A 24,796-nucleotide genomic window follows, 5' to 3' on the forward strand; every position below is an offset into this window, starting at 1 on the left:
GTCCGAATGCTTATTCACGACCCGCAACGAGCCTCGCCCGACACCGAGCAGCTCGCGCCGCGCCGGCTGCGACCGGCGCTGGTCTGGTGCGCGCTGGCCGCCGCGGCGCTCGTGCTGGTCCTGGGCCAGGTCGTGGCCGTGCACATCAACGCGCTGGGCCCGCTGACCAGCCTGGCGTGGGACTACGTCGGCAGGCCGAAATCGGCGACCACACCGTGGGCCGGTTTCCTGCTCGCGCTCGTCGGCGTCGCGACCCGGGTCCGGCTCAACGCGCTCGCCGCGGCGGTCGGCATCGATGTGGTGTTCGTGCTCATCCGGGCGGTCGAGGGCCGCGCCTTCACGGTCGGCAACGGCCCGACCATCGTGCTCACCGCGCTCGCGGTCATCGCCGCCTGGCGGTGGACCGGCGCGACGCGACAGGTCGCTCTGCGCACCATCGCGCTCGGCGCGCTGCTCATCCTCGCGACCAAGGTCGGCGAGATCTGGCTGGACGTCACCGCGTGGGCCTGCCCGCAGGTGCTCGATCCCTATGTGCAACTTGCGGATCGGGCGCTCGGCAGCCCGTCCTGGTTGGTCGGCCACGCTCTCGACGTGGCAGGCCCGATCCCGCTCGGCATCGTGCGCTGGGTGTACTTCGAGCTGCCCGCCGCGGCCATCGTCGTCGCCATCTGGCAGTTGCGCGGGGTGACCACCGGCGCGTGGCCGCGGCACCATCTGGTGCGCACCTTCTTGGCGCTCGGGTTGATCGGGCCGATCTTCTATGTGGTGTTCCCCGTCGTCGGACCGATCCTCGCGTTCGGATCCTGGGGCCACGGCATGGAATTGGCGAACGTCTGGCCCGATGTCGTGCCGCCGGTGCCCGCTTCGGTCGGGTCCATGCCGTTCGACGGGATCACGCCGCGCAACTGCATGCCGTCACTGCACACGGCGTGGGCGCTGTCGCTGTTCATCCACTCGCGCCGCGGCCCGCGCTGGCTGCGCTGGGGCGGCACCTTCTGGCTGGTGTGCACGCTGATCGCGACCCTGGGCCTCGGCGCGCACTACGGCATCGATCTGATCATCGGTGCGACGCTGTGCCTGACCGTCGAATCGGTGCTGCGCGAACCGGATCGCGGCTGGGACCGGTACCGCGTGCGCATGGTCGCGTTGGGCGTCGGCACCTTCACGGTGCTGCTGCTGTGTATCCGCTATCTGGCCCTGCCGATGGCGACGCACCCGGTCCCGTTCGGTCTGACCGTCCTCGCCGCGTTCGCCGCGGTGGTGTACACGTTCTATTCGACCTGGTTCGCCCGCGATCGAGAACAGCTGGCGGAGAACGTTATTCGCTGAGCCGCGGGACGCTCGGCGCGGTACTTCCGCGCCGAGCGCGACGCCTCAGTCGCAGACCGCGCCGAACGACGCCGACCCGACCAGCTTCGAGTACTTGGCGAGCACACCGCGGGTATAGCGGGGCGGCAACGGTTCCCAGCCGACCTGGCGCTGTTCGAGGTCCGCGGCGTCGACCAGCAGATCGAGCGTGCCCGCGCCGACATCGAGGCGGATCCGATCCCCGTCCCGGACGTACGCGATCGGTCCGCCGTCCACCGCCTCCGGCGCGACGTGGCCCACACACAAACCGGTGGTACCGCCGGAGAATCGACCGTCGGTGAGCAGCAGCACGTCCTTGCCGAGCCCCGCACCCTTGATCGCGGCGGTGATGGCGAGCATCTCGCGCATGCCCGGCCCGCCCTTGGGCCCCTCGTAGCGGATGACCACCACGTCGCCCGCGGTGATTGTGCCGTCCTCGAGCGCGTCCATCGCGGCCCGCTCGCGGTCGAAAACCCTTGCCGTGCCGGTGAATACGTCAGAGTCGAAACCTGCCGACTTCACCACGGCGCCGCCGGGCGCGAGCGAGCCGTGCAGGATGGTGATGCCGCCGGTCGGGTGGATCGGGGCGCGCATCGCCCGCACCACCTTGCCGTCCGGGTCCGGCGGCGCGATCTCGGCCAGATTCTGCGCGACCGTCCGGCCGGTCACGGTGAGGCAATCCCCGTGCAGCAGACCGGCATCCAGCAACGCCTTCATCATCACCGGCACACCGCCGATGCGGTCCACGTCGGTCATCACATGCTTGCCGAACGGTTTCACGTCGGCCAGATGCGGCACCCGGCGGCCGACCCGGGCGAAATCCGCCAGGGTCAGCTCGACCCGCGCGTCGTGCGCGATCGCCAGCAGATGCAGCACGGCATTGGTGGAACCGCCGAACGCCATCACCACGGCGATCGCGTTCTCGAACGCCTCCTTGGTGAGAATGTCGGCGGTGGTGATACCGCGCCGGAGCAACTCCACGACCGCTTCCCCGCTGCGCCGCGCGTAGCCGTCGCGGCGCCGGTCGGTCGCGGGCGGGGCGGCACTGCCGGGCAGCGACATGCCCATCGCCTCGGCGGCACTGGCCATGGTGTTCGCGGTGTACATCCCGCCGCACGCCCCCTCGCCCGGGCAGATGGCCCGTTCGATGGCGTCCACGTCGGCGCGGCTCATCAGCCCGCGCGAGCACGCGCCGACCGCCTCGAACGCGTCGATGATCGTCACCTCGCGCTCGCTGCCGTCGGACAGCTTGGCGATACCGGGCAGGATCGAGCCCGCGTACAGGAACACGCTCGCAAGATTCAGGCGCGCGGCCGCCATCAGCATGCCGGGCAGCGATTTGTCACAGCCGGCCAGCAATACCGAACCGTCGAGGCGCTCGGCCTGCATCACCGTCTCGACACTGTCGGCGATCACCTCCCGTGACACCAGCGAGAAGTGCATGCCCTCGTGGCCCATCGAGATACCGTCGGACACCGAGATGGTGCCGAACTCCATCGGGTAGCCGCCGCCCGCGAAGACGCCTTCCTTGCTCGCCTTGGCCAGCCGGTCCAGCGAGAGGTTGCACGGCGTGATCTCGTTCCACGAGGAGGCGACGCCGATCTGGGATTTCCCCCAGTCCGCGTCCCCCATGCCGACCGCGCGCAGCATGCCGCGCGCGGCGGTTTTCTCGAGGCCGTCGGTGACGTCGCGGCTGCGGGGCTTGATATCGGGCGTGTTCGGATCAGTGGGCACGATGGTCCATCATCCTCCGCCCGGCGCCGATCCCGCGCCGGGCACGCCCGGACGAGCTGGTCAGACTCGGCGATCTCCGGCCAGGAAGGGCGTCACCTGGCTCAGCACCTCGGCCGCGTTGTTCCAGCACGCCACGTGGTCGTGCGCGGGCAGCGCCCAGAACGGCGTGCCGGTCTGGGCGGCGAAGGTCCGCATCGGCTCGAACCAGATGTCCTCGGTGCCCGCGTACATGAGCATCGGCACGTCCGACTCCGCGAGCCGGTCCTTCAGGCCGGGCTCCCGGGAGAACGCGGTGTAGTTGGCGCGCAGCGCCGCCGGGTCCGCCGCCTCGATCACCGCCGCGAGACCGGGATCGGCCAGCGAACCCTGCTCGATCAGGGGGTACAGGTCCGCGTCGTCGGGCAGCCCGAGCTGACCGCGCATCAGCGCGAGCGCCGAGCCGAACCCGTCGATCGGGTCGAACGCGCCCGCGACCAGCCGGGTGAGCCGCTCGGGAGCGTGCACGGCCACGGCGTAACCGGTCAGCGCGCCCAGCGAGTAGCCCCAGAAGGCCGCACGGTCCGCGCCGACCTCGTCGAGCACGGCGGTGATGTAGTCGACCCGTCGCGCCAGCGCGTAGTCGGCCGTGTCGCCGGGCGCATCGCTCGCGCCGAGGCCCAGCGGATCCATGGTGATCACGGTGTGGCCGGCCGCGAGGACCGAGGTGTATCCCGCCGTCGCCCAGTGCGCCCCGACCTGGAACATGCCCGGATGCAACACCACCGGCGGACCGTCGCCGACCACCTCGAAGGCGATCTTGTGTCCGTTACTGCGCGCGATGGGCACCTGTTACTCCTTGTCACGTCCGGTCGAATCCTGGACGAGAGTACCGATCGACTGCCCTGCCGAAAACCGGATTACCTGCACCGACCCCCCTATCGGTGAGCATCGCCGAGGTTGAGACACTCGACAAAACGTGTCGCACGTGAGACACTGACTGCGGCATGTTTCATCAAGCGGGGGGCTTTCGTCATGCACGGATTACAGAACCAGGTTGCGGCAGGCGTTGGCTTCGCCGCGCAGTTGGCAGCACTGTTCCAACGGTGGGCCCGCGAACACGGTGCACCGCTGTCGAACCGGGAGCTGACCCGGCGACTGGTCGCGGCGGGCGAGCAAGTCTCGGAGCCGTATATGTCGCAGCTGCGGCGCGGCCTGCGCCGCAATCCCGCGCCGTCCCTGGTCGCCGCGCTGGTGACGTTCTTCGGCGTGCACGAGGACTATTTCGAGGTCGGGGCGTCGCCGATGGCACCGGGCGACAGGGCGGTGGTTGCCCGTCTGCTCACCCCGGGTGTCCAGCGGCTGCTGCGGACCACCGCGGGACTCTCCACCGAATCGATGGATCTGCTCGTCTCCGTGGCGGACGAGTTGCGGGCAACGGACGCAAGGCAATCCAGCTAGCCCCGGCTTCGCCCGGCGCGCGACCGTCGCCGAGTCGTGCGACGTCGCCGGCCTTGTGTGCGACACTTTGCCCATGGTGTTGCACGAAGCGGAGGCGCTCGCGCCCGACGATCCGGTACTGATCGCCGCTTCGGAGATGTTCGTCAGCGAGGGCTGGATCGATGTCCGCAAACTGGCGACCGTCACCGGAGTGAGTCGTGCGACGCTGTATCGCCATTATCGCGATCGCGACCGGCTCCTCGGCGAGGTCGTCTGGCGGCACGCCGCCGCGGATCTCGCGAAACTGCGGAAGAAGAATCGGGGCAGGGGCGCCGCCGGCATCGCGGACACGGTGCAGGGCTTGATGCAGACCAGCGCTACCCGCTCATCGATGCGGACCTTTCTGGCCGAACACACCGACGTGGCGTTGCGCGTACTGACCTCGAAACACGGTGTGGTCCAGGAACGATTCATCGACGCCGTCGCTGAGTTGATCATCGCCGAAATCGGTGAGCCCGCCGATATCGATGTACACACCCTCGCCTATGCGATCGTCCGGGTCAGCGAATCCTTTTACTATCGCGACTACATCACCGGCGAGCCCGCGGACAATACCGCCGCGGCGATCATCATCAGCCGGCTGCTCCGCTAGCGGTCGACATTTGCCGCTCCGGCGGGATTCCCCGCCGACCTCGCCAGAGCGGCAAATTGTCAACCACATCGACACGCCGATCGCGACCAAGGTGAAACATTCGGCCGCGGATCGACTGTCACCGAAAGTCACGCACACTGTCTGCGATAACCTCCACCTTCAGAATAGCGAATATCCGGCTATTTACCTACAGTGTGTAACCTACATCATGTAACCAGTCGTGGAAGGCAGCGGAATGAGTCCCGATCCATTACACGAAGCGGCGAGCTATCCGAAGGGAAAGGTCCCGCGAGCAGTCCGGGACCAGCAGATTCTGGCTATTGCGACCCAGCTGTTCACGGAGAAAGGCTACGGAAAGACGACGATGGAGGACATCGTCCGAACCGCAGGGGTATCGCGTCCGATCGTGTACGACCTGGCCGGCTCGAAAGCCGAGCTATATCTTCGCGTTTTCGAGAACGCCGCCGATGAACTCCGCGTGCGAATCAGCTCATCCATCGTCGAAAGCGGCGAGAACGGCGACCTGATGGCGGCTCTGCGCGCCGCGATATCCACCATGTTCGAGCACGCCGACAGCGACCCCGCCGTCTTGAATTTCGTGATGACCGGAAGTGGCGATCCCGAATTGGACCGAAGGGTAGCCGAAATTCGCGATCGGACCCGTCACGAAATGGCCGATCTCCTCGCCCTCGCCGCACAAGCCGCGGGCCGGGAAATCGATCGAGACCGGATCGAAGTGCTTGTCCATGCCGTGCACGGCGCTTGCGAATATGCTGCACACTGGCGAGTTGGTAACAAACCCGAACTCGCCATGTCGACCTTATCCACCTGGATGCTCGAATTCATCGATCCAGGAATACGAGCCCTGCTCGAGCAGTCCATACCCTCGTGATTCACCGAGCATGTTCCATGGCGAGACACTCTACTGCCGTTGTCTCACGAGCACGCACCTCCCCGGCGCGTGCATCCTTCGCTGTGCCTACTGTTCAGTCGGGTCGTGCTTGTAACGACTACTCGCGCTGTGCCATTCGAAGCCACCGGCCATCCATGCCTGCGCGCCCCGCAGGAACCGATGCAGTTCGGGGGACGGGATCGCGGCGAGCTCGCGCTGGCTGATCTCGAATCCGCGGACGAAATCGTTGTGCAGGGCGACGGTGCGTTCGATCGCGTCGTCGAGCGAACAGTTCTCCTCGGCCTGGATCAGCAGGACCAGGTTGGAGTCCGGAAGTTCGTCGGCCGCCTCTTTTTCGGCCGAATAGAGATCGTTGACGAGCACCGACGCCGTTCCCGCCTGCATCAGCGTGCGGTGGAAAAGTGGTGCGTAGAAAAGGTTTCCGGTGAGTTCGTAGCCCCCGACGACGTCGATGAGCGTCATCGAGGTGTAGAAGCTGTCGTGCTGGCGCGCCGCGAGGTAACGCCATGCGGGCGGCGGTGTTTCGAGATAGCGCCACGCCGCATAGGCGGTCCAGCTCACGTACATCTGGAACGTGGTGTTACACGCGCGCATCACCTGGGACGGCGTCGCGTGCCGGGACAGGTGCGCGGTGGCCGACTTCAGCGCCACGAGAACAGGATCGGCGGCCACCGCCTCGTCGAGCTGTTCGGTGAAGCGTCCCGCATCCGGCGGCGGGTCCATCGCCGACATCACCAGCGCCAGCCGCGGCGGCAGTTCCGTCGGGGTCGCGCCCAGCGGCGTCTCGTCGGCGTAGTAGTCGTCGGCCGCCCACCACGCGGCATTCATCTGCGCCGCGACGAGCAGCAGGTCCGGGTCGTCGCTGTCGGGATGGGTGAGCATCGCCAACCGCCCGAACCCGGTGTCGCGGAACTTGTCCATGCGACCCTCGTGGATACCGACGCCTTCGGCCCACGCCACCAGCCGCCGATTGACCTCAGCGCCCAGCTCCTCATCGATCCGCGCGGTCGCCGGACAATACAGCGGCGAATGCGAACCGTCGCCCCACTCCCGCTCGATATACGGCAGCGGCGCGCAGGTGTCATGGCGAACGTGTTCCGGGCGCAATAGGGTGTTACCGATTCCGCGCTCCACCAAGGGAATCGATGGCGGGTCGGCGAGAGTGCAAGCGACGTAGGCGTTTTCGTCGGCTTCGACGGCGGCCGGCAACACCGCACCCGGGATTCGGAACGCCGAGGTCCCCAATCCGGACGGGGTGGCGAATTGCGATTGAGGTCGGCGCATCACGTTGTCCTCCCGAACACTGTCACGGATGGAAGCGTTTTCGATCGGTACATCAATTGCCCGCCTGGGCCGACTCATCTACCAGACCCATGCGGCCATCGTGGTTCCTCGTCATCGGGAGAACTCACTCGAATGGTGGCCCACCCGGGTTCGCACCGGAATCGGGCCTGTCACGATCCTGTTCGCGCTGGAGCCGTTCGCTGCCACCAAGGGTAGTGCCAAGATTCCTCGGTCGTCAGAGGAATTCACGAAGTATCGACGGCACCGGCGCGACACCCCCGACGGCCGCCGCGACAACCGACGTCACAAACTTCCTCCGCATGAGACTCCCCTTCCCCAGTTCCTCCACGTGGTGCAGGCGGTCGGCGGCGCAGCACCCGCCACTCAACCGACCTGCACGTGAGACACCATCACCCTCATGTCCCAGCCGAGACACTATCGCATGCATGTCTCAGCGACAAGGCGACCAGTGTCCGACCCAGCCGTCGTTCGATCGAGTCCCCGAGTGCCCTTCCCGCCACAGACCAGGCTCGCGGTTCCTACAAATCGACGATTACGTCGTGATTGCCGCGCTCCCGATCCGGCTTATACGACCGCCCATTTCATAAACAACGGGCGGGAAATTTCGAAGACTCACAAGGACAGAAACTCAATTCGACGATCTATTCAGGGCGCGAATCGATGCCGACGAACAGACTCGTACCCATGGGCCGGGACAGCGACCGCCCCTCGTCGGCAACCCGCCCGGACACACCGTCAAACCCACTGAGCATCAGCGCTTTTGCCACAATGCACACAAGACGGGCATCCCGGTCGTACCGGATCACAAATACCGGTCGTTATTTTTATCCGGAAACTTCGCCGTAGCAATATGTAACCACTCGGAAATATCCATCTCGGTAAGCTCCCATTTCGAAGAACGGAACCCCCTTCTTCGAATCACAGATCCACAAGGAGAGAACAATGGGCTTGGTAGCCGGTTTGGTCGAAATTGTCGGAAATCTCCTGCATCTCCTGCTCGGCGGACTCTGACAAACCGCTGAACACTCGGCCCCGTGTCGCGCGGACGCGGGGCCGAGTCGTTGCCGGGCCCGCCTCCCGCGGGTGACCCCCACCACAAATCTTCGGTTGCGTGACAGGGGTCACTCCGTTACCTTGTGCAATGTCACACGTCACATGACGCGAATCGCGGCGTAGGTCGTGACTCGTCGCGCAGAGGGAGGCTCTTATGTCCGGATCGATCTCGTCGGCTGCCGCCAAGCCGTGGCATGGGGTCCTGGTGGCCACCACCCTGCCGTTCACGGCGGACTACTCGGTCGATTACGACGCGTACGGCGAACACGTCGCGTGGCTGGCGGCGAACGGCTGCCACGGGGTCAGCCCGAACGGATCGCTCGGTGAGTACCAGACGCTGGACGACGACGAGCGAGCCCGCGTGGTGGCCACGGCCGTCGCGGCCGCCCCCGCCGGATGCACCGTGATGCCGGGCATCGCCGCCTACGGCGCATTGCAGGCGCGCAAGTGGGCGGTGCAGGCCGCGTCCGCCGGTGCCCAGGCGGTAATGCTGTTGCCGCCCAATACCTATCGCGGCGGTCGCGATTCGGTGCTCGATCACTACCGCACGGTCGCCGAGGTCGGGCTCCCGATCGTCGCGTACAACAACCCGATCGATACCCGCATCGACCTGACCCCCGACCTCCTGGCCGAGTTGCACGTCGAAGGCCTGATCGTCGGCGTCAAGGAGTTCACCGGCGACGTGCGGCGCTTCTACGAGATCAAGGAACTGGCACCGGAACTCGATGTCCTCGTCGGCTCCGACGACGTGGTGCTCGAACTCGGTATCGCCGGTGCCGTCGGCTGGGTGGCCGGTTACCCGAACGCCATCCCGAAGGCGACGGTCGAGCTCTACAACGCCGCCGTGAACCGCGATCTGGACAAGGCGCTTCCGCTGTACCGCGACCTGCACAAGCTGCTGCGCTGGGATTCCAAGACCGAGTTCGTGCACGCGATCAAGCTGTCGATGGATCTGGCCGGTCGTCGCGGCGGGCAGTGCCGGCCGCCGCGGGTCCCGCTCGCACCGGAACTCGCGGCGAAGATCACGGCCGCCACCCAGGACGTGCTGGCCAAGGGCTACCAATAACCGACCCGACGGTCGGAAAGGTTGCATGATGCACACGGCAAGTGAGGAGGAAGCGATGGGCGAGACCACGGTGGACGCGATCGTCGCGGCAGCCGCGGCGGCGGCCAAACCCTGGGCCGCAGTCGGATCGGCGGACCGGGCCGGGGTGCTGCACGGCATCGCGGATCGGCTGGCCGCGCACGCCGCGGCACTCATCGCCCTGGCGATGCGGGAGACACACCTGTCCGAGCCGAGGCTGACCGCGGAGTTGCAGCGCACCGGCTTCCAGCTGCGGCTGTTCGCCCGGACCGTGCTCGACGGCGGCTACCTGGACGTGCGCATCGACACCGCGGACCCGGACTGGCCGATGGGTGCGCCGCGCCCGGACCTGCGCCGGATGAACATTCCGCTGGGACCGGTGCTCAACTTCGCGGCAAGCAACTTCCCGTTCGCCTTCTCCGTCGCGGGCGGGGACACCGCGGCCGCGCTCGCCGCGGGGTGCCCGGTGATCGTCAAGGCCAGCCCCGGGCATCCGCTCCTGTCCCGCGCGGTCGCCGACCTGATCGAGCAGGCGCTGCTCGAATGTGGCGCGCCGAGTGGCACTTTCGGTCTGGTGCTCGGGCGCGAAGCCGGCGTGCAGGTACTCACCCATCCCGCGATCGCCGCGGCGGCGTTCACCGGATCGACGGCGGGTGGACGTGCGCTCTACGACCTGGCCTGCCGTCGCCCGGTGCCGATCCCGTTCTACGGCGAACTCGGCTCGATCAACCCGGTCTTCGTCACCGAGCAGGCGGCGCGCACCCGGGCCGGTGAGATCGCCGCGGGACTGCTGACCGCGGTGAGTTCGAGCGCGGGTCAGCTGTGCACCAAACCTGGTCTGGTCGCGGTTCCCGTGGACGCGCCGGTCCTCGACGCGCTGTCCGATCTGGTCCGGACCCGGCCGGTGCCGACCGGCGCGTTGCTGAACGACGAGATCGCGGCGGGCTTCGCCGCTGTCGTGCGGCAGGTGCGCGACCACGCGGACGTCGAACTGCTGGCGGGTGGCGGCCCGGACGAGGCCTTGCTGCTCACCACGACGGCACGCGCCGTGCTGGCCGATCCCGACCGCCTGCTGCACGAAATGTTCGGTCCGGCAACTCTTCTGGTCACCTACCGGGACACCGCCGAATTGCTCGACCTGGCCCGGACGGTGGGCGGTCAGCTCACCGCGACGGTGTTCGGCGAGCAGGCGGACGACACGACCCGTGCGCTCATCGCGGCGGCCGTCGACGTGGCGGGACGGGTGCTGTGGAACAGCTGGCCCACCGGGCTGTCGGTGACCTACGCGCAACAGCACGGCGGCCCTTACCCGGCGACCACCGCACCGTCGTCGACTTCCGTCGGCACCGCGTCGATTTCCCGCTTCCTGCGGCCGGTGGTCTATCAGTCCGTGCCGGAGGACCTGCTGCCGCTCGAATTGCGCACCGGCAACCCGCTTTCCGTGCCGCAGTCGGTGAACGGAGCGCCGGCGCAATGACCGAGATCCCGCCCCGCTCCCCTGCCCTGCGGGGAACCGACGTGCTGATCATCGGCGGCGGCATGATCGGCTGCGCCCTCGCCGACCGCCTCGCGCTGGCGGGTGCCTCGGTGCGCGTCTGCGAGCGGGGTGGGATCGCCTCGGGCACCACGGCACACGGTGAAGGCAATGTTCTCGTCTCCGACAAAGGGCCCGGGCCCGAACTGCGCCTGGCCCAGCTGTCCCGGCGACTGTGGCCCGAGGTGCTCGCGCGAATCGGCGCACGGCACCCGGCGGATGCGGCGGCCGTCGAGTGGGAAGCCAAGGGCGGCATCGTCGTTGCCACCACCGAGCCCGGCGCGGCGGCACTGGCCGAGTTCGCCGCGCGGCAGCGGAGCGCGGGCGTGCGTTGCGAGCAACTCGACACGGACCAGCTCGCCGCGGCCGAACCGGCGTTGACCCGGGATGTGTGCGCCGCCGTGCACTACCCCGAGGACGCGCAGGTGCAGCCCGCCGGTGCGGCGACCGCGCTGCTCGAATCCGCCGTCGCCGCAGGAACTCTGGTGGAGACCGACTGCGAGGTGGTTGCTCCGCTGCGCCGTGGCGAACGACTGATCGGCGTGCGCACCACCCGCGGGCCACGGCACGCCGATATCGTGATCAATGCGGCGGGCCCGTGGTCGGCAGCGGTCGGCGCGCTATTCGGCGCGCCGATCGCGGTGCGGCCGCGACGCGGGGACGTGCTGATCACCGCACCCATGCCGCCGACCGTCTTCCACAAGGTCTACGACGCGGATTACGTTGGCGCCGTCGGCAGTTCGGACACGGCCCTGCAATCGTCGGCCGTGGTGGAGTCGACGCGCGGCGGCCCGCTGCTGCTCGGCTCCTCCCGCCGGCAATGCGGCTTCGACAACCGCCTGCGCCCGGACAGCCTGGCCGCCATTGCCCGCAAAGCAATTCGGCTCTATCCCGTGCTGGCCGATGTCGCGATCATGCGCGCCTACGGAGGCTTTCGCCCTTACGTCGACGACCATCTGCCCGTGATCGGTCCCGACCCACGCCTGCCCGGCCTCTGGCATGCGACCGGACACGAAGGGGCGGGCATCGGCCTGTCCGTCGGCACCGCCGAATTGATCTGTGCGGCATTGACCGGTGGTCCGGATCATCCCGACCTGGCGGCGTTCACCGTCGACCGCCCGGCCGTACGCGCGGCGGAAATCACTGAGGAAGTGCACCGATGAGCAACCACACCAGCGAACGGCACCGGCTCGGTCGGTGCGTCGACCGGTACGGCCCGCCGAGCTCTCAGGACCGGACCGCGACCGCGGTCACCGAGACGATCGTGATGCCGTGGCCGATGGATGGTCTCGGCGGACAGCAGCACACCGTGCCTAGGAACGCACCGTTGAACTGCGAGGTTACCGCGTGAGCGCACAGCTGATCCCTGCGGGCAGCGATCCCCTCGGCCGCGACGATCGCCCGCTGACCGTCACCGTCGACGGCGTGCCGGTGCGCGGCGTACACGGGCAAACGCTCGCCACGGTCCTATTGGCCGGCGGTCACGATCACTGGCGCACCGCACCGACCGGCGGTGGGCGCGGCGTCTTCTGCGGCATAGGCGTCTGCTTCGACTGTGTCGCCACCGTCAACGGCATCCCCGACATCCGCCTGTGCCGCCGCCCCGCCCGCGACGGCGACACCGTGCACACCCAATCCCACCCGTCGAACACCCACACCGAGCACGCCACGGCTCTGCTCGGTGACCCGAATTCCCATGGCGAGCAGCCAGCTCCGATCAGCAGCCACATCGCACACACGCAGTCTCGCGCGTTCGACATCCACACCGAACGCTCAACGGCTCTGATCGACGACGCGAAATCCGATAGCGCGCAATGCACATCGGTCGACGGCGAGACCGCAGCGGCGGACGGCGGCGACCCGCAGCGTTCGGCAGACCGCGAGACCGCGGGCGACGTACCCGGCATCGACGAACGACACGACCGGCCGCGAGGAGGCACCCGATGACCAAGCATGTAGTCGTGATCGGCGGGGGGCCTGCGGGAACGGCGGCCGCGGCGGCCGCCCTGCGGTCCGGTGCGACCGTAACGCTGATCGATGCGAACGAGACGCTCGGCGGTCAGTACAACCGGCGTATTCCTGCCGCCTACGGGGTGCGGAATCCGCTGCGGATCGGGCACGGTTACGTCGCGGCGCAGCGCCTGGGGTGGCAGCTGAGCGAGCACCCGCGATGCGAATATCTTTCGTGGGCAGCGGTCTATCAGATCGAGCGGGCACCGGACGGTGGTTGCCCGATCGTGCGGCTATGGCAAGGCATCGAGGGTGAGCGGCGCACACATCGCGAAATTCGCGGCGACGCACTGATTCTCGCCACCGGCGCGTATGACCGCGTGTGCCCGTTCCCCGGCTGGGATCTCCCCGGCGTGTACACCGCGGGCGCCGCGCAGACCCTCGCGAAGACACAGCGTCTGCTGGTCGGCAAGTCCGTATTGCTGTCCGGCACCGGCCCCTTCCTCCTTCCGGTCGCGCAGTCACTGATCACGGGCGGCGCACGGGTGCAAGCGATTCTGGAGGCCAATCCGGCGTCCCGCATCGCGCGCGAATGGCTCACCCGCCCTTGGGAACTGCGCCACAGCGCGGGCAAAGCGGCCGAGTTGATCGAGTACGCCGCCGCCGGGATCCGGCACCGCGTCCCGCTGCATACCGCGCATGCCGTGGTGGCCGTCGCCGGTGCCGGCCGCGCCGAAGAAGCGACGATCGCCCGCTTGGACGAGAACTGGGCACCGATCCCCGGCACCCAGCACACCGTGCCGGTCGACGCGGTGGCCGTCTCACACGGTTTCACCCCGCAGCACGAACTGGCGGTGGCCGCCGGTGCGGCGCTCGCTGCGGACGGTTTCGTCCAGGTGGACGACCAGCAGCACACTAGCGCCGAGAGTGTTTGGGCGGCAGGCGAACTCACGGGCATCGGCGGCGCTCAGGTGGCGGCGATCGAAGGCACCGTCGCCGGGCTGGCCGCCGCGGACGCTCCCCTCGGCCGCGGGTTGCGCGCGCGGCAGCGCACCGCCGGGCAGTTCGTCGCCCGGCTCGCCGCCGCGCATCCGATCCGCCCCGGCGTGCTGACCTGGGCGCGGGCGGACACCGTGTGCTGCCGCTGCGAGGGCACCACGCACGCCGAACTGACCGCCGAATGGTCGCGCACCACCGGCGGCGGCTATCGCCCGACGAAGCTGGCCACCCGCGCCGGTCTCGGGCCGTGTCAGGGCCGGATGTGCGCGGCGAATATCGAAGCGCTGCGCCGTCATTCATGCCCCGACGGCACGGATATGCCCGGTCTCGCCGCGGCCACCCCGGCCTGGCGTCCACTGGCCGCGCCCGTGCGGCTGCGCGAACTGGCCGATCTCGACAACGAAGGATCCTGATGCGAAGCAAGACGATCATCTCCGCGATCGACACCCACACCGAGGGCATGCCGACCAGGGTGATCACCGGCGGTGTCGGCACGATCCCCGGCGACACCATGGCGGCCCGGCGCGCCTATTTCGCCGAGCACCTGGACGGCCTGCGCAAACTGCTGGTCAACGAGCCGCGCGGGCACGCCTCGATGAGCGGGGCGATCCTGCAACCGGCCACCACCGCCGACGGTCACTACGGCGTGCTGTTCATCGAGGTCAGCGGCCTGCTGCCGATGTGCGGGCACGGCACCATCGGGGTCGCGACCGCCCTGATCGAGGCGGGCATGGTGCCGGTCACCGAACCGGTCACCGAGATCCGGCTGGACACCCCGGCCGGCCGGGTGGTCGCCGCGGTCGCGGTCAGCGGCGGCCACGCCGATTCGGTGACGCTACGCAACGTGCCCGCCTACTGCGACAGCCTGGACAACAAGGTCGAGGTGCCCGAGCTGGGCACGGTGCGCTACGACCTGGCCTATGGCGGAAACTTCTACGCCATAGTCGATCTCGCCGAGGTCGGGCTGCCGTTCGATCGCGCGCACAAGGACCGGATTCTCGCCGCCGGACTCCGGATCATGCAGGCGATCGACGAGTCCCGGCGCCCGGTGCACCCCGAGGACGAGCAGATCGCCGGCTGCAAGCACGTCCTGTTCCTCGATCCCGCGTCGACGCCGGCCCATACCCGGCACGCGATGGCCATTCACCCCGGATGGTTCGACCGCTCCCCGTGCGGCACCGGGACGTCCGCGCTGCTGGCCCGGCAGCACGCCCGCGGCCTGCTCACCGACGACCAAGTGCTGCAGAACGATTCGTTCATCGGTACCACGTTCTGTGCCCGAGCCGTCGAATCGACCAGCGTGGGTGACCACCCCGCGATCGTGCCCGCCATCACCGGCCGCGCCTGGCTCACCGGCACCGCCAACTACCTGCTCGACCCGTCGGATCCCTTCCCCGAGGGTTTCGTTTTCTGATTCACCGCTGCACCCCTCGAAAGGCCCGGCAATGAAGCCTGTCACCACCCGACCCCAGCGACCGCCGCTCAGCCGCGCGACGATCCTGCGCCGCATGCCCGTAACCGACAGCGACACCGGCGATTTCGCCAAGAGCATGGGTCTGTGGCAGTTGGTCGCGCTCAGTCTCGGCGGGCTCGTCGGCGCGGGCGTGTTCTCCCTGGCCGGTGTGGTGGCCAAGGAGGTGGCCGGGCCCGGCGTGCTGCTCTCGTTCGGCATCGCCATCGTCGCCTCCGGCGCGGCGGGGCTCTGCTACGCCGAATTCGCCGGGATGGTGCCGCGCGCGGGCTCGGCCTACACCTACGCCTACGTGTCGCTCGGGGAGATCGTCGGCTTCTTGATCGGCTGGGATCTGTTGCTGGAGTACACGGCCATCGTGTCGGTGGTGGCGATCGCGGTCTCCGGATATCTGAACTACATCACCCACTACTTCGGATTCGACCTGCCCACTTGGGCATTGGGCGCGCCGGGCACCGGCGCCGGGCACAAGGTCGACCTGTTCGCGGTGCTGCTCTGCCTGCTGCTGGCGTTCCTGCTCTCCCGTGGCACCCGCGAATCGGCGCGCGTGCAAACCGGACTCGTCATGCTGAAGATGGCGATCGTCGCGATCGTGGTCGTCGCCGGTGCCTTCCACATCAAGGCGGGCAACTACACGCCGTTCTTCCCGCTCGGCGTCGGCGGTGCGGTATCCGGTGCCGCGCTGGCGTTCTTCGCCGTCTACGGCTACGACGCGATGAGCGCCGCGGCCGAGGAATCCACCGACGGCAAGAGGCTGCTGCCCAAGGCGATCATGATCAGCCTCGGCATCGCCTCGGTGGTCTACCTGCTGGTGTGCCTGGTCATCGTCGGCATGGTCAACTACACCGATATCGACGTCGCCGCGCCGTTCTCCAGCGCGTTCGACAGCATCGGCATGGGCATCCTCGGTCTGGTCATCGCGGTCGGCGCGGTCATCGGCGTCACCACCTCGGCCTTCGCCAACATGCTCGCCGTGACCCGGGTCGGTTTCGCGATGAGCCGGGACGGCCTGCTGCCCGCCTACTTCGGCAAGTCCGATCCGCGCCGCAAGGTGCCCACCCGGGTGATCTGGCCGGTCGGCGTCGTCTCCGCGCTGATCGCCGGGTTTCTGCCGATCCGGGAGGCCGCCGAACTGACCAACGTGGGTATTCTGATGGCCTTCATCGTCGTCGCGATCGGTGTGGTGTGGCTGCGCCGGACACGCCCCGAGGCCGAGCGCACCTTCCGTACCCCGTGGGTGCCGGTGGTGCCACTGCTCGGCATCGGCTTCTCGGTGTGGCTGATCAGTCACCTCACCTGGGTCACCTGGCTGCGGTTCGTGCTCTGGCTGCTGCTCGGGGTGGCGCTGTACTTCGGCTTCAGCTACCGCAACGCCAAGCTGAACGCCGTTGACGGCTAACTATTCTGATACCGACGGGGCCTGGCCCACCAGCAGATAACCGGAGCACACAGATGATCGAACGATTGGATACCCGCAAGCGCCCGACGCTGCGCGACCACGTGTCCGACGCCTTGCGCGCCGCGATCATCTCCGGCGAACTCGAACCCGGTGTGCTCTACTCCGCGCCCTGGCTGTCGGAGCGCTTCGGCGTCTCCGCCACGCCGGTCCGCGAGGCGATGCTGGACCTGGTGAAACAGGGACTGGTGATCTCGGTGCCGAACAAGGGCTTCCGGGTCACCGAGGCCTCCGACGAGGATCTCGACGCGATCGCCGAAATCCGCCTACTGTTGGAGCCGCCGAGCGTGCGCGCCATCGTCGACCGCATTCCGCAGGCGGACATGCCGGGGCTGCGCGCGGCGGCCGACAAGATCGTCGACGCGGCCAAGCGGGGCGATCTGGTCGAATACGTCGACGCCGATCGCCGGTTCCACCTCATGCTGCTCGCCTACTGCCGCAATCCGCGGCTGTCGCAGATCGTCAGCGATCTGCGGGCGCAGACCCGGTTGCTCGGTCTCGCCGCGCTGGTCGCGCGCGGCGAGCTGGACAACTCGGCCCAGGAGCACCACACCATCCTCGATCTGATCGAACAGCGGCAGGACGCGCAGGTGGAGTCCTTCCTGCGCAATCACATCGGGCATGTGCGCGGACTCTGGGCTCCGGGCAACGCCCCCGACAAGGACGTCTCCTGAGCCCGAGGCCGGCACTGGCCCGGCCGTGTCACCGCGGTCCGATGCGCGAGTTCAACCAGTCACCCAGCCAGCCGATGGCGTTGCGACCGGTCTCGTCGACGATCAGCGCGCCGTAGTTGACGTGCGCGTTGGACGCGAAAAACATTGCCGCGCTGATGCCGTCGCCGATGAGGTCGAACAGGTTGATCCCGGGCGACGGTTTCGAGGTGGCGAGCGCGGCGGTCAGGTCGTCGAGCCCGGCGTCCTTGCGTTCCGCCGTCAACATGCCCATCGCGACCCCGGCCAGGTCCTGCCCGATCGGCAGCAGCGCCGAGAGCGCCGCCGCCGCACCGTCGGGGTCGGGCTGCTGGCCGGGCGGCGGCGCCAGCTTCTCCAGCACCGACCACGCGACTTCCTGGATCCGGCCCGCGATCTCGGCGAGTTTGGGGATGTCGATGGTCGAGAGCACCGCGGCCGCGATCGTCGCGATCTGCAGGAGGCCTTGCGAATCGGGCACCATCGACAGCACCTGCGACACCCATTTCACGTCGACCGCGGCGAGCAGGTCGACCAGTGGCCGCAACTGGTTGTTCAAGGTGCCCGCGATGGCGTGCGCGCCCGCGGCGTCGCGCGCCAGCACCTTCTGCGGAAGCAGCGCCAGGTTGTCCAGGATGCCGCGGAAGTCGAGGGTGGTGACCTTCGCGACGACATCCAGTGCCTGGTTGACCATTTCGCTCGGTTTGAGCAGCGCCAGGATGCCCGCCGCGGATTCCAGGACGCCCGCGGGCAACGTGATCAGCACTTCGATCTGCCCGTTGAGCGAATCGGACAGGCCACTCAGCGCCGCTACTTCGGGTGATCCGGCCGGCAACGTCTCGACCCCGTTGTTCAGCAGGTCGGTGGCGTTGCCCGAGATCCTGTTGGCCGCCGACACGGCGCCGGACAGATCCGACTCCGCGGCGCCGCTGAGCACCTTGCCGGCGTTGTGTTCGGCCGAACCCGCCGGGGCGGTGGCCAATTGCTTCGCGGCCGCGCCGGTGCCGACCAGTTCGGCGAGCGGGCGGACGGTGTGCTCGACCGTGTCCGCCTGCTCGCGCACCCGGGTCAGGTCGACACCGCGCGGGTCGACCAGGCTCGCGGCCAGGTCGCGCACGGCCGCGGCCAGGCCCGGCAGATCCGCCTTGGAGAAGTCCGAGGTCAGGGCGCCGGCCAGCCGGGAGTCGCTGGGCAGCTTACTCAGCAGCGAACCCAGCTGTCCGAGTAACGGATTGGCGTTCTTCTGGATCGAGCAGTACAGGTCGTTCGGGTCGCAGATCGAGGTGACCCGGCCGGAGAGCGCGCCCATACCGCGCGGCCGCGGATCGGCGATCCCCTTGCCCGGGGTGCGGGGGCCGACCGCGGTTTCGCCGGTGGTGCCCGCGGCCGGATCGGACAGCAGCCCGACGCCGAGCACCCGGTCGGCCGAGATCGGGCCGCGCCCGTTGCCGATATCGGAGGCGATGTCCCCCGCGGCGTCCGCGCCCTGGCTGTAACCGGTGATGGTGAACTTCGCGCCGGCGCAGCGGGTTCCGTAATCGCGCAGCGCCTTACGCGCGTTGGTGAGCGCGGTGTTCTTGCTGTCGGCGTAGGTGTGGCCGTTGTCGAAGGCCCGCGCCATGTAGGGCGTGAAGTAGATGGCCGACGTGGCGCCGTGCTCGCGCTGGATCGCCTCGGCGATCGGTTTGAGCATGCCGATCGGCTGGGCCGGGTCGGCCGCCTCGTTGGTCTCCCAGGTGCCGGGGATGAACAGATTGAAGGTGTCCGCACAGCCGGATGTTCGGGTGTGCACGCTGGCCGGGGAGGCGACTCCGGTGGCACCGAGGGTGACACCGACGGCCACCATCGTGGCCACCACCACACAGCGCTTGGACGAAGGCAGGACAGGCATCAGAACCTCACCGATATCGATCGGGTACCCGCCGCCGCATGGGCGGGCGGGCAAGAGGGCGTACGACTTTCAGCGCGACAACCGTGGTCGCCGCGCTGATTGTCGCGAATTCCAGGTCAGGACAAATGACCGACAATGGAGGAAAGCAGTTTGAGGCTCAATTTGAGCAAATCGATGCTGTCCCCGATCGACCCGCCGCCGGACGAACCGGTGCTGCTGCTGAGCGAACTCGAATCGTCACTCGAACCCGAGCCAGCGGCAATGATATTGACCGAATCCATGATGCTGATGAAAGCCGACATGTCTAGAACCGCCTGTCTTTTACCGGTGTTTGCAGCAACCAGACTCCCCCGCAACCATGTTCGCGTCCAGACCGGTTCAACTGGGGAAGTTGCGTCTACCCCGCAGGTCCAGGCAAGAGGCGGTGCCGGGCCGAAAACTGTTCTCCCCACTCCACACCGGGCGGCCGCCGACCGGGGGCACGGGCCGCCACGCGCTATTTTCTCGCGATCGAGAACCACTGCGGCGCAATACGAAATACGCAACGAGCCACGATTCCCATTGCACTGCTTGCAATTTGAATTGCACCCCTTGCGGCAGCCCGGCAATTGAGACATTCTTTCCCGAACGCGGGGAATTCCCGCACGAGGAAAGGACAGTCCCGTGCGCGATGACGATATCGATCGGCGGCAGCTACTCGGAATACTGGGCGCGGCAGCGGGTGTCGGCGCGGCATTCGCGACCGGAGCGCTGTGGCCGGCGCCGGCAGGTGCGGCGAATGATCGCCGCGCTTTTCTGGGTTGCTATACCTCGGGCGGCGCGGGCGGCGCCGGGATCGGGGTCGCCGCCGTGGACGGGCGCTCCGGCAGACTGACCGTCGAGCGCACCGTCGAGGTCGCGGACCCGTCGTTCTTGGCACTGTCCCCGGACGGGCGCTACCTGTACGCGGTGAACGAGGGATCGGGCGCGGGCACCGTCACCGCCGTGGACCTGCGCGCCGCGGTGCCGAAGGTGCTGAATACCGTTGCGGTACAAGGCGAAGGCCCCACGCACCTGTGCGTCTCGCCGGACGGGCGCACGGTGCTGACGGCGAACTACACCTCGGGCAGTGTCAGCGCGCTGGCCGTCGCCGAGGACGGTCGTCTCGGCGCGGTGACCGACGTCGCCCGGCACCGTGGCACCGGACCCGATCCCGACCGGCAGGCCGGTCCGCACGCACACCAGGTGGTGTTCGACCCGTCCGGACGCTGGGTGCTCGCGGTCGACCTCGGTGTCGACTCCGTCTACGTCTACCGGCTCGCCGCGGGTGCGTTGACCGAGCACGCACAGGTCACGCTGACACCGGGCAGCGGACCGCGGCACCTGACCTTCCATCCCAACGGCCGCACCGCCTTTCTCGCCAACGAACTCGATTCCACGGTGGCCGTGTGTGATTGGCGCGCCGAGCGGGGCGAGCTGCGCCCCGGGCAGTCCGTGCCCGCGGACACCGCCACCGGCGGCGAGCGCAACTACCCGTCCGCGCCGGTCGTCTCCCGTGACGGCCGCTTCCTCTATCTGGCCAACCGCGGCCACGACAACATCGCCACCTTCGCGATCATCGGTGACGGACTGCTGATCCCGGTGACCACCACCCCCTGCGGCGGCAAGTTCCCGCGCGCGCTCACCCTCGGCCCCGACGGCCGGCGGCTCTACGCCGCGAACCAGAAGTCCCACACGATCACCACGCTGCCACTCGATCCCTTCACCGGCCTGCCCGGCGCCGCTACGGTCGCCGCCGAGTTCCCGACCGCCACCTGCGCCCTGTTCGGCTAGCGAAACTCGCTGTCGGTGGCGGCTGCCGGACTGGGATACTGCACGTCCCGACAACCGAGAAGGGACGTCTCGTGACCCATCCAGGGGTTGTGCCGCTGCTCGACCGTGTTGCCGACGCCGTCTCCGCCGCGATCGGCCGTACCCGCCCGGAACTGGTGGGAGCGGATCCGGTGCTCCGACGTTCCGAACGCGCCGACTTCCAGTCCAATGCCGCGCTGGCCCTGGCCGAAGGGCTCGGGGTAAGGCCCGCCGAGTACGCCGCCGAACTCGTCGCGGCGTTGGCACCCGGCCCGGATCGGCCGGTGGCGACGGTGGCGGTGTCCGGCCCCGGATTCGTGAACATCACCGTGCCGGACCGGGTGCTGTGGGCGCAGGTCGCGGCACGTCTGTCGGATACCCGGCTCGGGGTGCCCGCGACCGAGCACGGGCGGCGCACGGTGCTCGATTACTCCGCGCCCAACATCGCCAAGGAGATGCACGTCGGGCACCTGCGGACGACGGTCATCGGCGACAGCCTGGCGCGGGTGCTCGGCTTCCTCGGCGCCGCGGTGATCCGGCAGAATCACCTGGGCGACTGGGGAACTCAGTTCGGCATGCTCATCCAATATCTCGACGAGCACCCCGACGCGCGTTGGCGGCACGACGACGTCGCCGACGGCGCCGGGGTATCCGCGCTCGACCGGTTGTATCGAGCGGCGCGGGCCGCCTTCGACGCCGATCCGGACTTCGCCGACTGGTCGCGCGCGCGGGTGGTCGCGTTGCAGGCGGGCGACGCGCAGACCCTGGCTCGCTGGCGCGCTATCGTCGCCGAATCGCAGCGCGCATTCGCCGATATCTACGCGAAGCTGGGCGTACTGCTCACGCCGGACGACTCGGTGGGCGAATCGTTCTACAACCCCATGCTTTCCAGCGTCGTCGCGCAATTGCTCGACCAGGGCGTCGCGGTCGACAGCAACGGCGCGACGGTGGTCTTCTCCGCCGAGGTAACCGGCCCCGACGGTGCGCCGGTGCCACTGATGGTCCGCAAGAGCGACGGCGGATACGGTTACGACACCACGGATCTGGCGACGATCCGCTACCGCATCGACACCCTGCACGCGCAGCGGCTGCTGTACGTGACCGATGCCCGGCAGGCGCTGCACTTCCGGCTGATCTTCGAAACGGCTAGGCGCGCAGGGTGGTTGCGCAACGGCATCGAGGCCGAACACGTCCCGTTCGGCACGGTGCTCGGCCCGGACGGCACACCGTTCAAGACCAGGGCGGGCGGCACCGTGCGGTTGGGCGATCTGCTCGACGACGCCGTGGCGCGGGCCCGCGCGGTGGTCGCGGCGAAGAATCCCGGGCTGACGGCCGCCGAATTGGACTCCATCGCAAGGCAATCCGGCATCGGCGCGGTCAAGTACGCGGACCTGTCGACCGCACGGGTCAAGGACTACACCTTCGACCTCGACCGGATGGTCGCCTTCACCGGCAACACGGCCGTCTATCTACAATACGCGCACGCGCGCATCCGGTCCCTCCTCGGCAAGGCCGGTGCCTCCGCGCCTGCGGTCGCCACCGACGGCCCGCTCGAAGCGGCCGAACGCGCCCTCGTCTTGACGTTGGACGCGTACGGCACCACCGTCACCGAGGTCGGCAGCACGCTCGAACCCCACCGCCTGTGTGGCTACCTCTACCGGCTGGCCCGCGATTTCACGACGTTCTACGACGCCTGTCCGGTACTCAAAGCCGAGGAGCCGCAACGTGGTAACCGCCTGGCCCTGTGCGACCTCACGGCCCGGACCCTCGCCCACGGTCTGGACCTGCTCGGTATCGCCGCCCCGGAAAGGATGTGACACCCGCGCACGGCGGAGCCGGGCCGCGTGGCACGCGGCCCGGCTCTGCTGTTGTGCCGGTTACTGTTTGGCGGTCACGACCGAGTACAGGTCGTCCCACGCCTTCGGCTTCGGCGGCGCCGGGACGGCCGAGCGCGGCGCGCCGCCCCGCTTGCCACCGTCGAACGTCGCGTCGGAGGGCTTGTACGCGGGCTTGCCCTTATCGGTCAGCCAGGTCTTGAACAAGGCGTTGGTGCTACGCCCGGTGACCGCGTTGGCCATCTCGATGAAGTCCGCGACCTTGGCATTGCCGAACTGGTACTTGGTCAGCCATTCGCGCAGCATCCGGTAGAAGACGTCGTCGTCACCGATAGCGCTGCGGAAGGCCTGGATCGCCAGCGCGCCGCGGCTGTACAACTCGGCGGGCAGCACATTGGCCGGCCCCGGATCGGTCAGCACGACATCCCAATTGATCCGGGTCGAGGTGGCATAGGCATAATCGGCGATTTCCGCCGCGGTGCCGGTGCCGTTCTTCTCCGACCACAGGTATTCCATGTAGCTGGCGAAACCTTCGTTCAGCCAGCCGTCTTTCCAGGTCGCCACCGAGGTCGAATCGCCGAACCACTGGTGCGCGTTCTCGTGCACCACCACCGAATCGTTCTTACCGCGCTTGAAGAAGCCGTCGGTGTAGGTGGGCATGGTCTGGGTTTCCAGCGCGAAGCCACCCATCTTCGCGTCCACCACGCCACCGGTGGATTCGAACGGGTACGGCGTGAGCTGACTGGCCAGCCAGTCGACGATCTCGGGTGTCCGCTCGATGCTGGCCTTGGCATTGGCCCGCACGGTCGGATCCAGATCCGTCGCGTAGGCGGTCAGGTTGGGCCGGGCGGGCGTGCCCGCACCCTGTCCGCCGCGCTCGTACTTGCCGATCGCCAGGTAGGTCGCGTAGGTCATCTGCGGGTTCTTGCTGAGCCAGTTGTGCCGCTTCCAGCCCGGAATATTCTGCGTCACAGTGGTTTCCACGCCGTTGGACAGGACGTCCATGTTCTCCGGTGCGAGCACCGACACCGCATAGGTCGCCTTGTCGGTCGGGTGATCGTTGCTCGGATACCACCATTCGGCGGAGAAGGGCTCGTTGGAGATCAGCGCGCCGTTGGGGTTCTCCACCCAGTTGCGCGCGCCCGCCGCGTTCGCCACCCGCGACGGGATGTCGTTGTAGGCGACCACCGTGGTGAACTCGGCGCCGACGGCCAGGTTGGCGGGCAGCGTCACCGCCAGCTTGTCCTTGCCCAGGGTGTATTTGGCGGCCTTGTTGTTGATCAGCACGGACTGGGTCTGCAAAAGGAAGTCGAACCCGATCGCGGACCCGGCCTTCAAATCCTGCTTGGCTTTCGCCGTGATCGTCGTCGACCCGGACAGCCGGCCCGAGGACGGATCGAACTTCAGGTCGATGCTGTAATTGGAAACGTCGTAGGCGGCGCTGCCGATATTCGGGAAATTGGGATCACCGATACCGGTCAGCGGTGCTGCGGCGGCCGTGCCTGTACTCGAGATCAAAGCCGCCGCCACCAGCAGCGGAACGGCTCGCACCGAAACAGAGTGCAACACGGGAAAACGCCTCGTCATAAAAGAACTCCAATGTGTCGTGCACGCGGATTCGCGTCTCGCCCAAGATC

Annotated in this window: 22 protein-coding genes; 16 read left to right on the forward strand and 6 right to left on the reverse strand. The window is 68.1% G+C overall.

Annotation, left to right across the window (positions count from 1 at the left end):
• Window positions 1-6 precede the first annotated feature (6 nt).
• Entirely contained in the window at window positions 7-1,329 is a 1,323-nt protein-coding gene (locus tag TY25_RS33080; RefSeq protein ID WP_052383359.1) for a phosphatase PAP2 family protein, read from the forward strand.
• 45 nt (window positions 1,330-1,374) lie between these two features.
• Here TY25_RS33080 and ilvD read toward each other — a convergent pair whose 3' ends face one another.
• On the reverse strand, window positions 1,375-3,081 hold the full coding sequence (gene ilvD / locus TY25_RS33085) for a dihydroxy-acid dehydratase (RefSeq protein WP_042262856.1): 1,707 nt from the start codon (window positions 3,079-3,081) through the stop codon (window positions 1,375-1,377).
• A gap of 60 nt (window positions 3,082-3,141) precedes the next feature.
• Window positions 3,142-3,906: an alpha/beta fold hydrolase gene (locus tag TY25_RS40945; protein WP_052383360.1), complete on the reverse strand. Its 765-nt coding sequence runs from the start codon at window positions 3,904-3,906 to the stop codon at window positions 3,142-3,144.
• A 186-nt stretch (window positions 3,907-4,092) separates the two neighbouring features.
• Between TY25_RS40945 and TY25_RS33095 the strand changes: the two genes are divergently transcribed.
• The 3 genes from TY25_RS33095 to TY25_RS42100 all read left to right on the forward strand — a co-directional run bounded on the left by TY25_RS33095 (window position 4,093) and on the right by TY25_RS42100 (window position 6,041).
• On the forward strand, window positions 4,093-4,518 hold the full coding sequence (locus TY25_RS33095) for a hypothetical protein (protein ID WP_042262858.1): 426 nt from the start codon (window positions 4,093-4,095) through the stop codon (window positions 4,516-4,518).
• Between the two features lie 73 nt (window positions 4,519-4,591).
• The gene (locus TY25_RS33100; protein ID WP_052383361.1) at window positions 4,592-5,149 is read left to right on the forward strand and encodes a QsdR family transcriptional regulator; all 558 of its coding nucleotides are present in this window, start codon (window positions 4,592-4,594) and stop codon (window positions 5,147-5,149) included.
• 235 nt (window positions 5,150-5,384) lie between these two features.
• Entirely contained in the window at window positions 5,385-6,041 is a 657-nt protein-coding gene (locus TY25_RS42100; protein ID WP_081869254.1) for a TetR/AcrR family transcriptional regulator, read from the forward strand.
• An 87-nt stretch (window positions 6,042-6,128) separates the two neighbouring features.
• Here TY25_RS42100 and TY25_RS33110 read toward each other — a convergent pair whose 3' ends face one another.
• Complete coding sequence (locus tag TY25_RS33110; protein WP_042262864.1) at window positions 6,129-7,346, reverse strand: family 2 encapsulin nanocompartment cargo protein terpene cyclase; 1,218 nt, start codon at window positions 7,344-7,346, stop codon at window positions 6,129-6,131.
• 28 nt (window positions 7,347-7,374) lie between these two features.
• Between TY25_RS33110 and TY25_RS42965 the strand changes: the two genes are divergently transcribed.
• The 10 genes from TY25_RS42965 (at window position 7,375) to TY25_RS33155 (ending at window position 17,588) form a co-directional block, all read left to right on the forward strand.
• Window positions 7,375-7,749 carry a hypothetical protein gene (locus TY25_RS42965; protein ID WP_146154012.1) on the forward strand — a complete coding sequence of 125 codons (375 nt, stop codon included), beginning with the start codon at window positions 7,375-7,377 and terminating at the stop codon, window positions 7,747-7,749.
• 825 nt (window positions 7,750-8,574) lie between these two features.
• Entirely contained in the window at window positions 8,575-9,486 is a 912-nt protein-coding gene (locus TY25_RS33115) for a dihydrodipicolinate synthase family protein (protein ID WP_042262866.1), read from the forward strand.
• 25 nt (window positions 9,487-9,511) lie between these two features.
• Window positions 9,512-10,981: an aldehyde dehydrogenase (NADP(+)) gene (locus TY25_RS33120; protein ID WP_081869255.1), complete on the forward strand. Its 1,470-nt coding sequence runs from the start codon at window positions 9,512-9,514 to the stop codon at window positions 10,979-10,981.
• Window positions 10,978-12,201, forward strand: coding sequence for an NAD(P)/FAD-dependent oxidoreductase (locus tag TY25_RS33125; protein ID WP_042262869.1), 1,224 nt, complete (start codon window positions 10,978-10,980; stop codon window positions 12,199-12,201). The genes TY25_RS33120 and TY25_RS33125 overlap by 4 nt, the downstream gene beginning before the upstream one ends.
• Window positions 12,198-12,389 carry a hypothetical protein gene (locus TY25_RS33130; RefSeq protein ID WP_042262871.1) on the forward strand — a complete coding sequence of 64 codons (192 nt, stop codon included), beginning with the start codon at window positions 12,198-12,200 and terminating at the stop codon, window positions 12,387-12,389. The genes TY25_RS33125 and TY25_RS33130 overlap by 4 nt, the downstream gene beginning before the upstream one ends.
• Window positions 12,386-12,985: a (2Fe-2S)-binding protein gene (locus TY25_RS41305; RefSeq protein WP_063602781.1), complete on the forward strand. Its 600-nt coding sequence runs from the start codon at window positions 12,386-12,388 to the stop codon at window positions 12,983-12,985. Before TY25_RS33130 ends, TY25_RS41305 begins: the two co-directional genes overlap by 4 nt.
• Window positions 12,982-14,400, forward strand: a complete 1,419-nt coding sequence (locus TY25_RS33140) for an FAD-dependent oxidoreductase (protein WP_042262873.1) — start codon at window positions 12,982-12,984, stop codon at window positions 14,398-14,400. Before TY25_RS41305 ends, TY25_RS33140 begins: the two co-directional genes overlap by 4 nt.
• Window positions 14,400-15,401 carry a proline racemase family protein gene (locus TY25_RS33145; RefSeq protein ID WP_042262876.1) on the forward strand — a complete coding sequence of 334 codons (1,002 nt, stop codon included), beginning with the start codon at window positions 14,400-14,402 and terminating at the stop codon, window positions 15,399-15,401. The genes TY25_RS33140 and TY25_RS33145 overlap by 1 nt, the downstream gene beginning before the upstream one ends.
• Before the next feature lie 31 nt (window positions 15,402-15,432).
• Entirely contained in the window at window positions 15,433-16,857 is a 1,425-nt protein-coding gene (locus tag TY25_RS33150; RefSeq protein WP_042262878.1) for an amino acid permease, read from the forward strand.
• Between the two features lie 53 nt (window positions 16,858-16,910).
• The gene (locus TY25_RS33155) at window positions 16,911-17,588 is read left to right on the forward strand and encodes a GntR family transcriptional regulator (RefSeq protein ID WP_042262880.1); all 678 of its coding nucleotides are present in this window, start codon (window positions 16,911-16,913) and stop codon (window positions 17,586-17,588) included.
• Window positions 17,589-17,616: 28 nt separating this feature from the next.
• On the opposite strand, the gene TY25_RS33160 is transcribed toward TY25_RS33155, so the two are convergent.
• Window positions 17,617-19,494 carry a cutinase family protein gene (locus TY25_RS33160; RefSeq protein WP_042262883.1) on the reverse strand — a complete coding sequence of 626 codons (1,878 nt, stop codon included), beginning with the start codon at window positions 19,492-19,494 and terminating at the stop codon, window positions 17,617-17,619.
• 116 nt (window positions 19,495-19,610) lie between these two features.
• On the reverse strand, window positions 19,611-19,796 hold the full coding sequence (locus TY25_RS33165; RefSeq protein ID WP_014983689.1) for a hypothetical protein: 186 nt from the start codon (window positions 19,794-19,796) through the stop codon (window positions 19,611-19,613).
• Between the two features lie 361 nt (window positions 19,797-20,157).
• Here TY25_RS33165 and TY25_RS33170 point away from each other — a divergent pair, with 361 nt between their 5' ends.
• Both TY25_RS33170 and argS read left to right on the forward strand, forming a co-directional pair.
• Window positions 20,158-21,306: a lactonase family protein gene (locus TY25_RS33170; protein WP_201773738.1), complete on the forward strand. Its 1,149-nt coding sequence runs from the start codon at window positions 20,158-20,160 to the stop codon at window positions 21,304-21,306.
• Window positions 21,307-21,377: 71 nt separating this feature from the next.
• Window positions 21,378-23,141, forward strand: coding sequence for an arginine--tRNA ligase (gene argS, locus TY25_RS33175; protein WP_042262887.1), 1,764 nt, complete (start codon window positions 21,378-21,380; stop codon window positions 23,139-23,141).
• A gap of 60 nt (window positions 23,142-23,201) precedes the next feature.
• Here argS and TY25_RS33180 read toward each other — a convergent pair whose 3' ends face one another.
• A complete protein-coding gene (locus TY25_RS33180; RefSeq protein WP_162184245.1) occupies window positions 23,202-24,710 on the reverse strand; it encodes a M1 family metallopeptidase in 1,509 nt (502 codons plus the stop codon).
• Between the last annotated feature and the right edge of the window lie 86 nt (window positions 24,711-24,796).

Source organism: Nocardia brasiliensis NBRC 14402 (genome assembly GCF_000308475.2).
GTDB classification, from domain to species: Bacteria; Actinomycetota; Actinomycetes; order Mycobacteriales; family Mycobacteriaceae; genus Nocardia; species Nocardia brasiliensis.

What these genes read in the sequence shown, in the direction of transcription:
- TY25_RS33165 (WP_014983689.1), bottom strand. Translation starts at nt 19,796, where the DNA reads ATGTCGGCTTTCATCAGCATCATGGATTCGGTCAATATCATTGCCGCT.
- TY25_RS33155 (WP_042262880.1), top strand. Translation starts at nt 16,911, where the DNA reads ATGATCGAACGATTGGATACCCGCAAGCGCCCGACGCTGCGCGACCAC.
- TY25_RS42100 (WP_081869254.1), top strand. Translation starts at nt 5,385, where the DNA reads ATGAGTCCCGATCCATTACACGAAGCGGCGAGCTATCCGAAGGGAAAG.
- TY25_RS33160 (WP_042262883.1), bottom strand. Translation starts at nt 19,494, where the DNA reads ATGCCTGTCCTGCCTTCGTCCAAGCGCTGTGTGGTGGTGGCCACGATG.
- TY25_RS33150 (WP_042262878.1), top strand. Translation starts at nt 15,433, where the DNA reads ATGAAGCCTGTCACCACCCGACCCCAGCGACCGCCGCTCAGCCGCGCG.
- TY25_RS33120 (WP_081869255.1), top strand. Translation starts at nt 9,512, where the DNA reads ATGATGCACACGGCAAGTGAGGAGGAAGCGATGGGCGAGACCACGGTG.
- TY25_RS33100 (WP_052383361.1), top strand. Translation starts at nt 4,592, where the DNA reads ATGGTGTTGCACGAAGCGGAGGCGCTCGCGCCCGACGATCCGGTACTG.
- TY25_RS33110 (WP_042262864.1), bottom strand. Translation starts at nt 7,346, where the DNA reads ATGCGCCGACCTCAATCGCAATTCGCCACCCCGTCCGGATTGGGGACC.
- TY25_RS33115 (WP_042262866.1), top strand. Translation starts at nt 8,575, where the DNA reads ATGTCCGGATCGATCTCGTCGGCTGCCGCCAAGCCGTGGCATGGGGTC.
- TY25_RS33080 (WP_052383359.1), top strand. Translation starts at nt 7, where the DNA reads ATGCTTATTCACGACCCGCAACGAGCCTCGCCCGACACCGAGCAGCTC.
- TY25_RS33145 (WP_042262876.1), top strand. Translation starts at nt 14,400, where the DNA reads ATGCGAAGCAAGACGATCATCTCCGCGATCGACACCCACACCGAGGGC.
- TY25_RS33140 (WP_042262873.1), top strand. Translation starts at nt 12,982, where the DNA reads ATGACCAAGCATGTAGTCGTGATCGGCGGGGGGCCTGCGGGAACGGCG.
- TY25_RS33125 (WP_042262869.1), top strand. Translation starts at nt 10,978, where the DNA reads ATGACCGAGATCCCGCCCCGCTCCCCTGCCCTGCGGGGAACCGACGTG.
- TY25_RS33095 (WP_042262858.1), top strand. Translation starts at nt 4,093, where the DNA reads ATGCACGGATTACAGAACCAGGTTGCGGCAGGCGTTGGCTTCGCCGCG.
- TY25_RS33130 (WP_042262871.1), top strand. Translation starts at nt 12,198, where the DNA reads ATGAGCAACCACACCAGCGAACGGCACCGGCTCGGTCGGTGCGTCGAC.
- TY25_RS42965 (WP_146154012.1), top strand. Translation starts at nt 7,375, where the DNA reads ATGGAAGCGTTTTCGATCGGTACATCAATTGCCCGCCTGGGCCGACTC.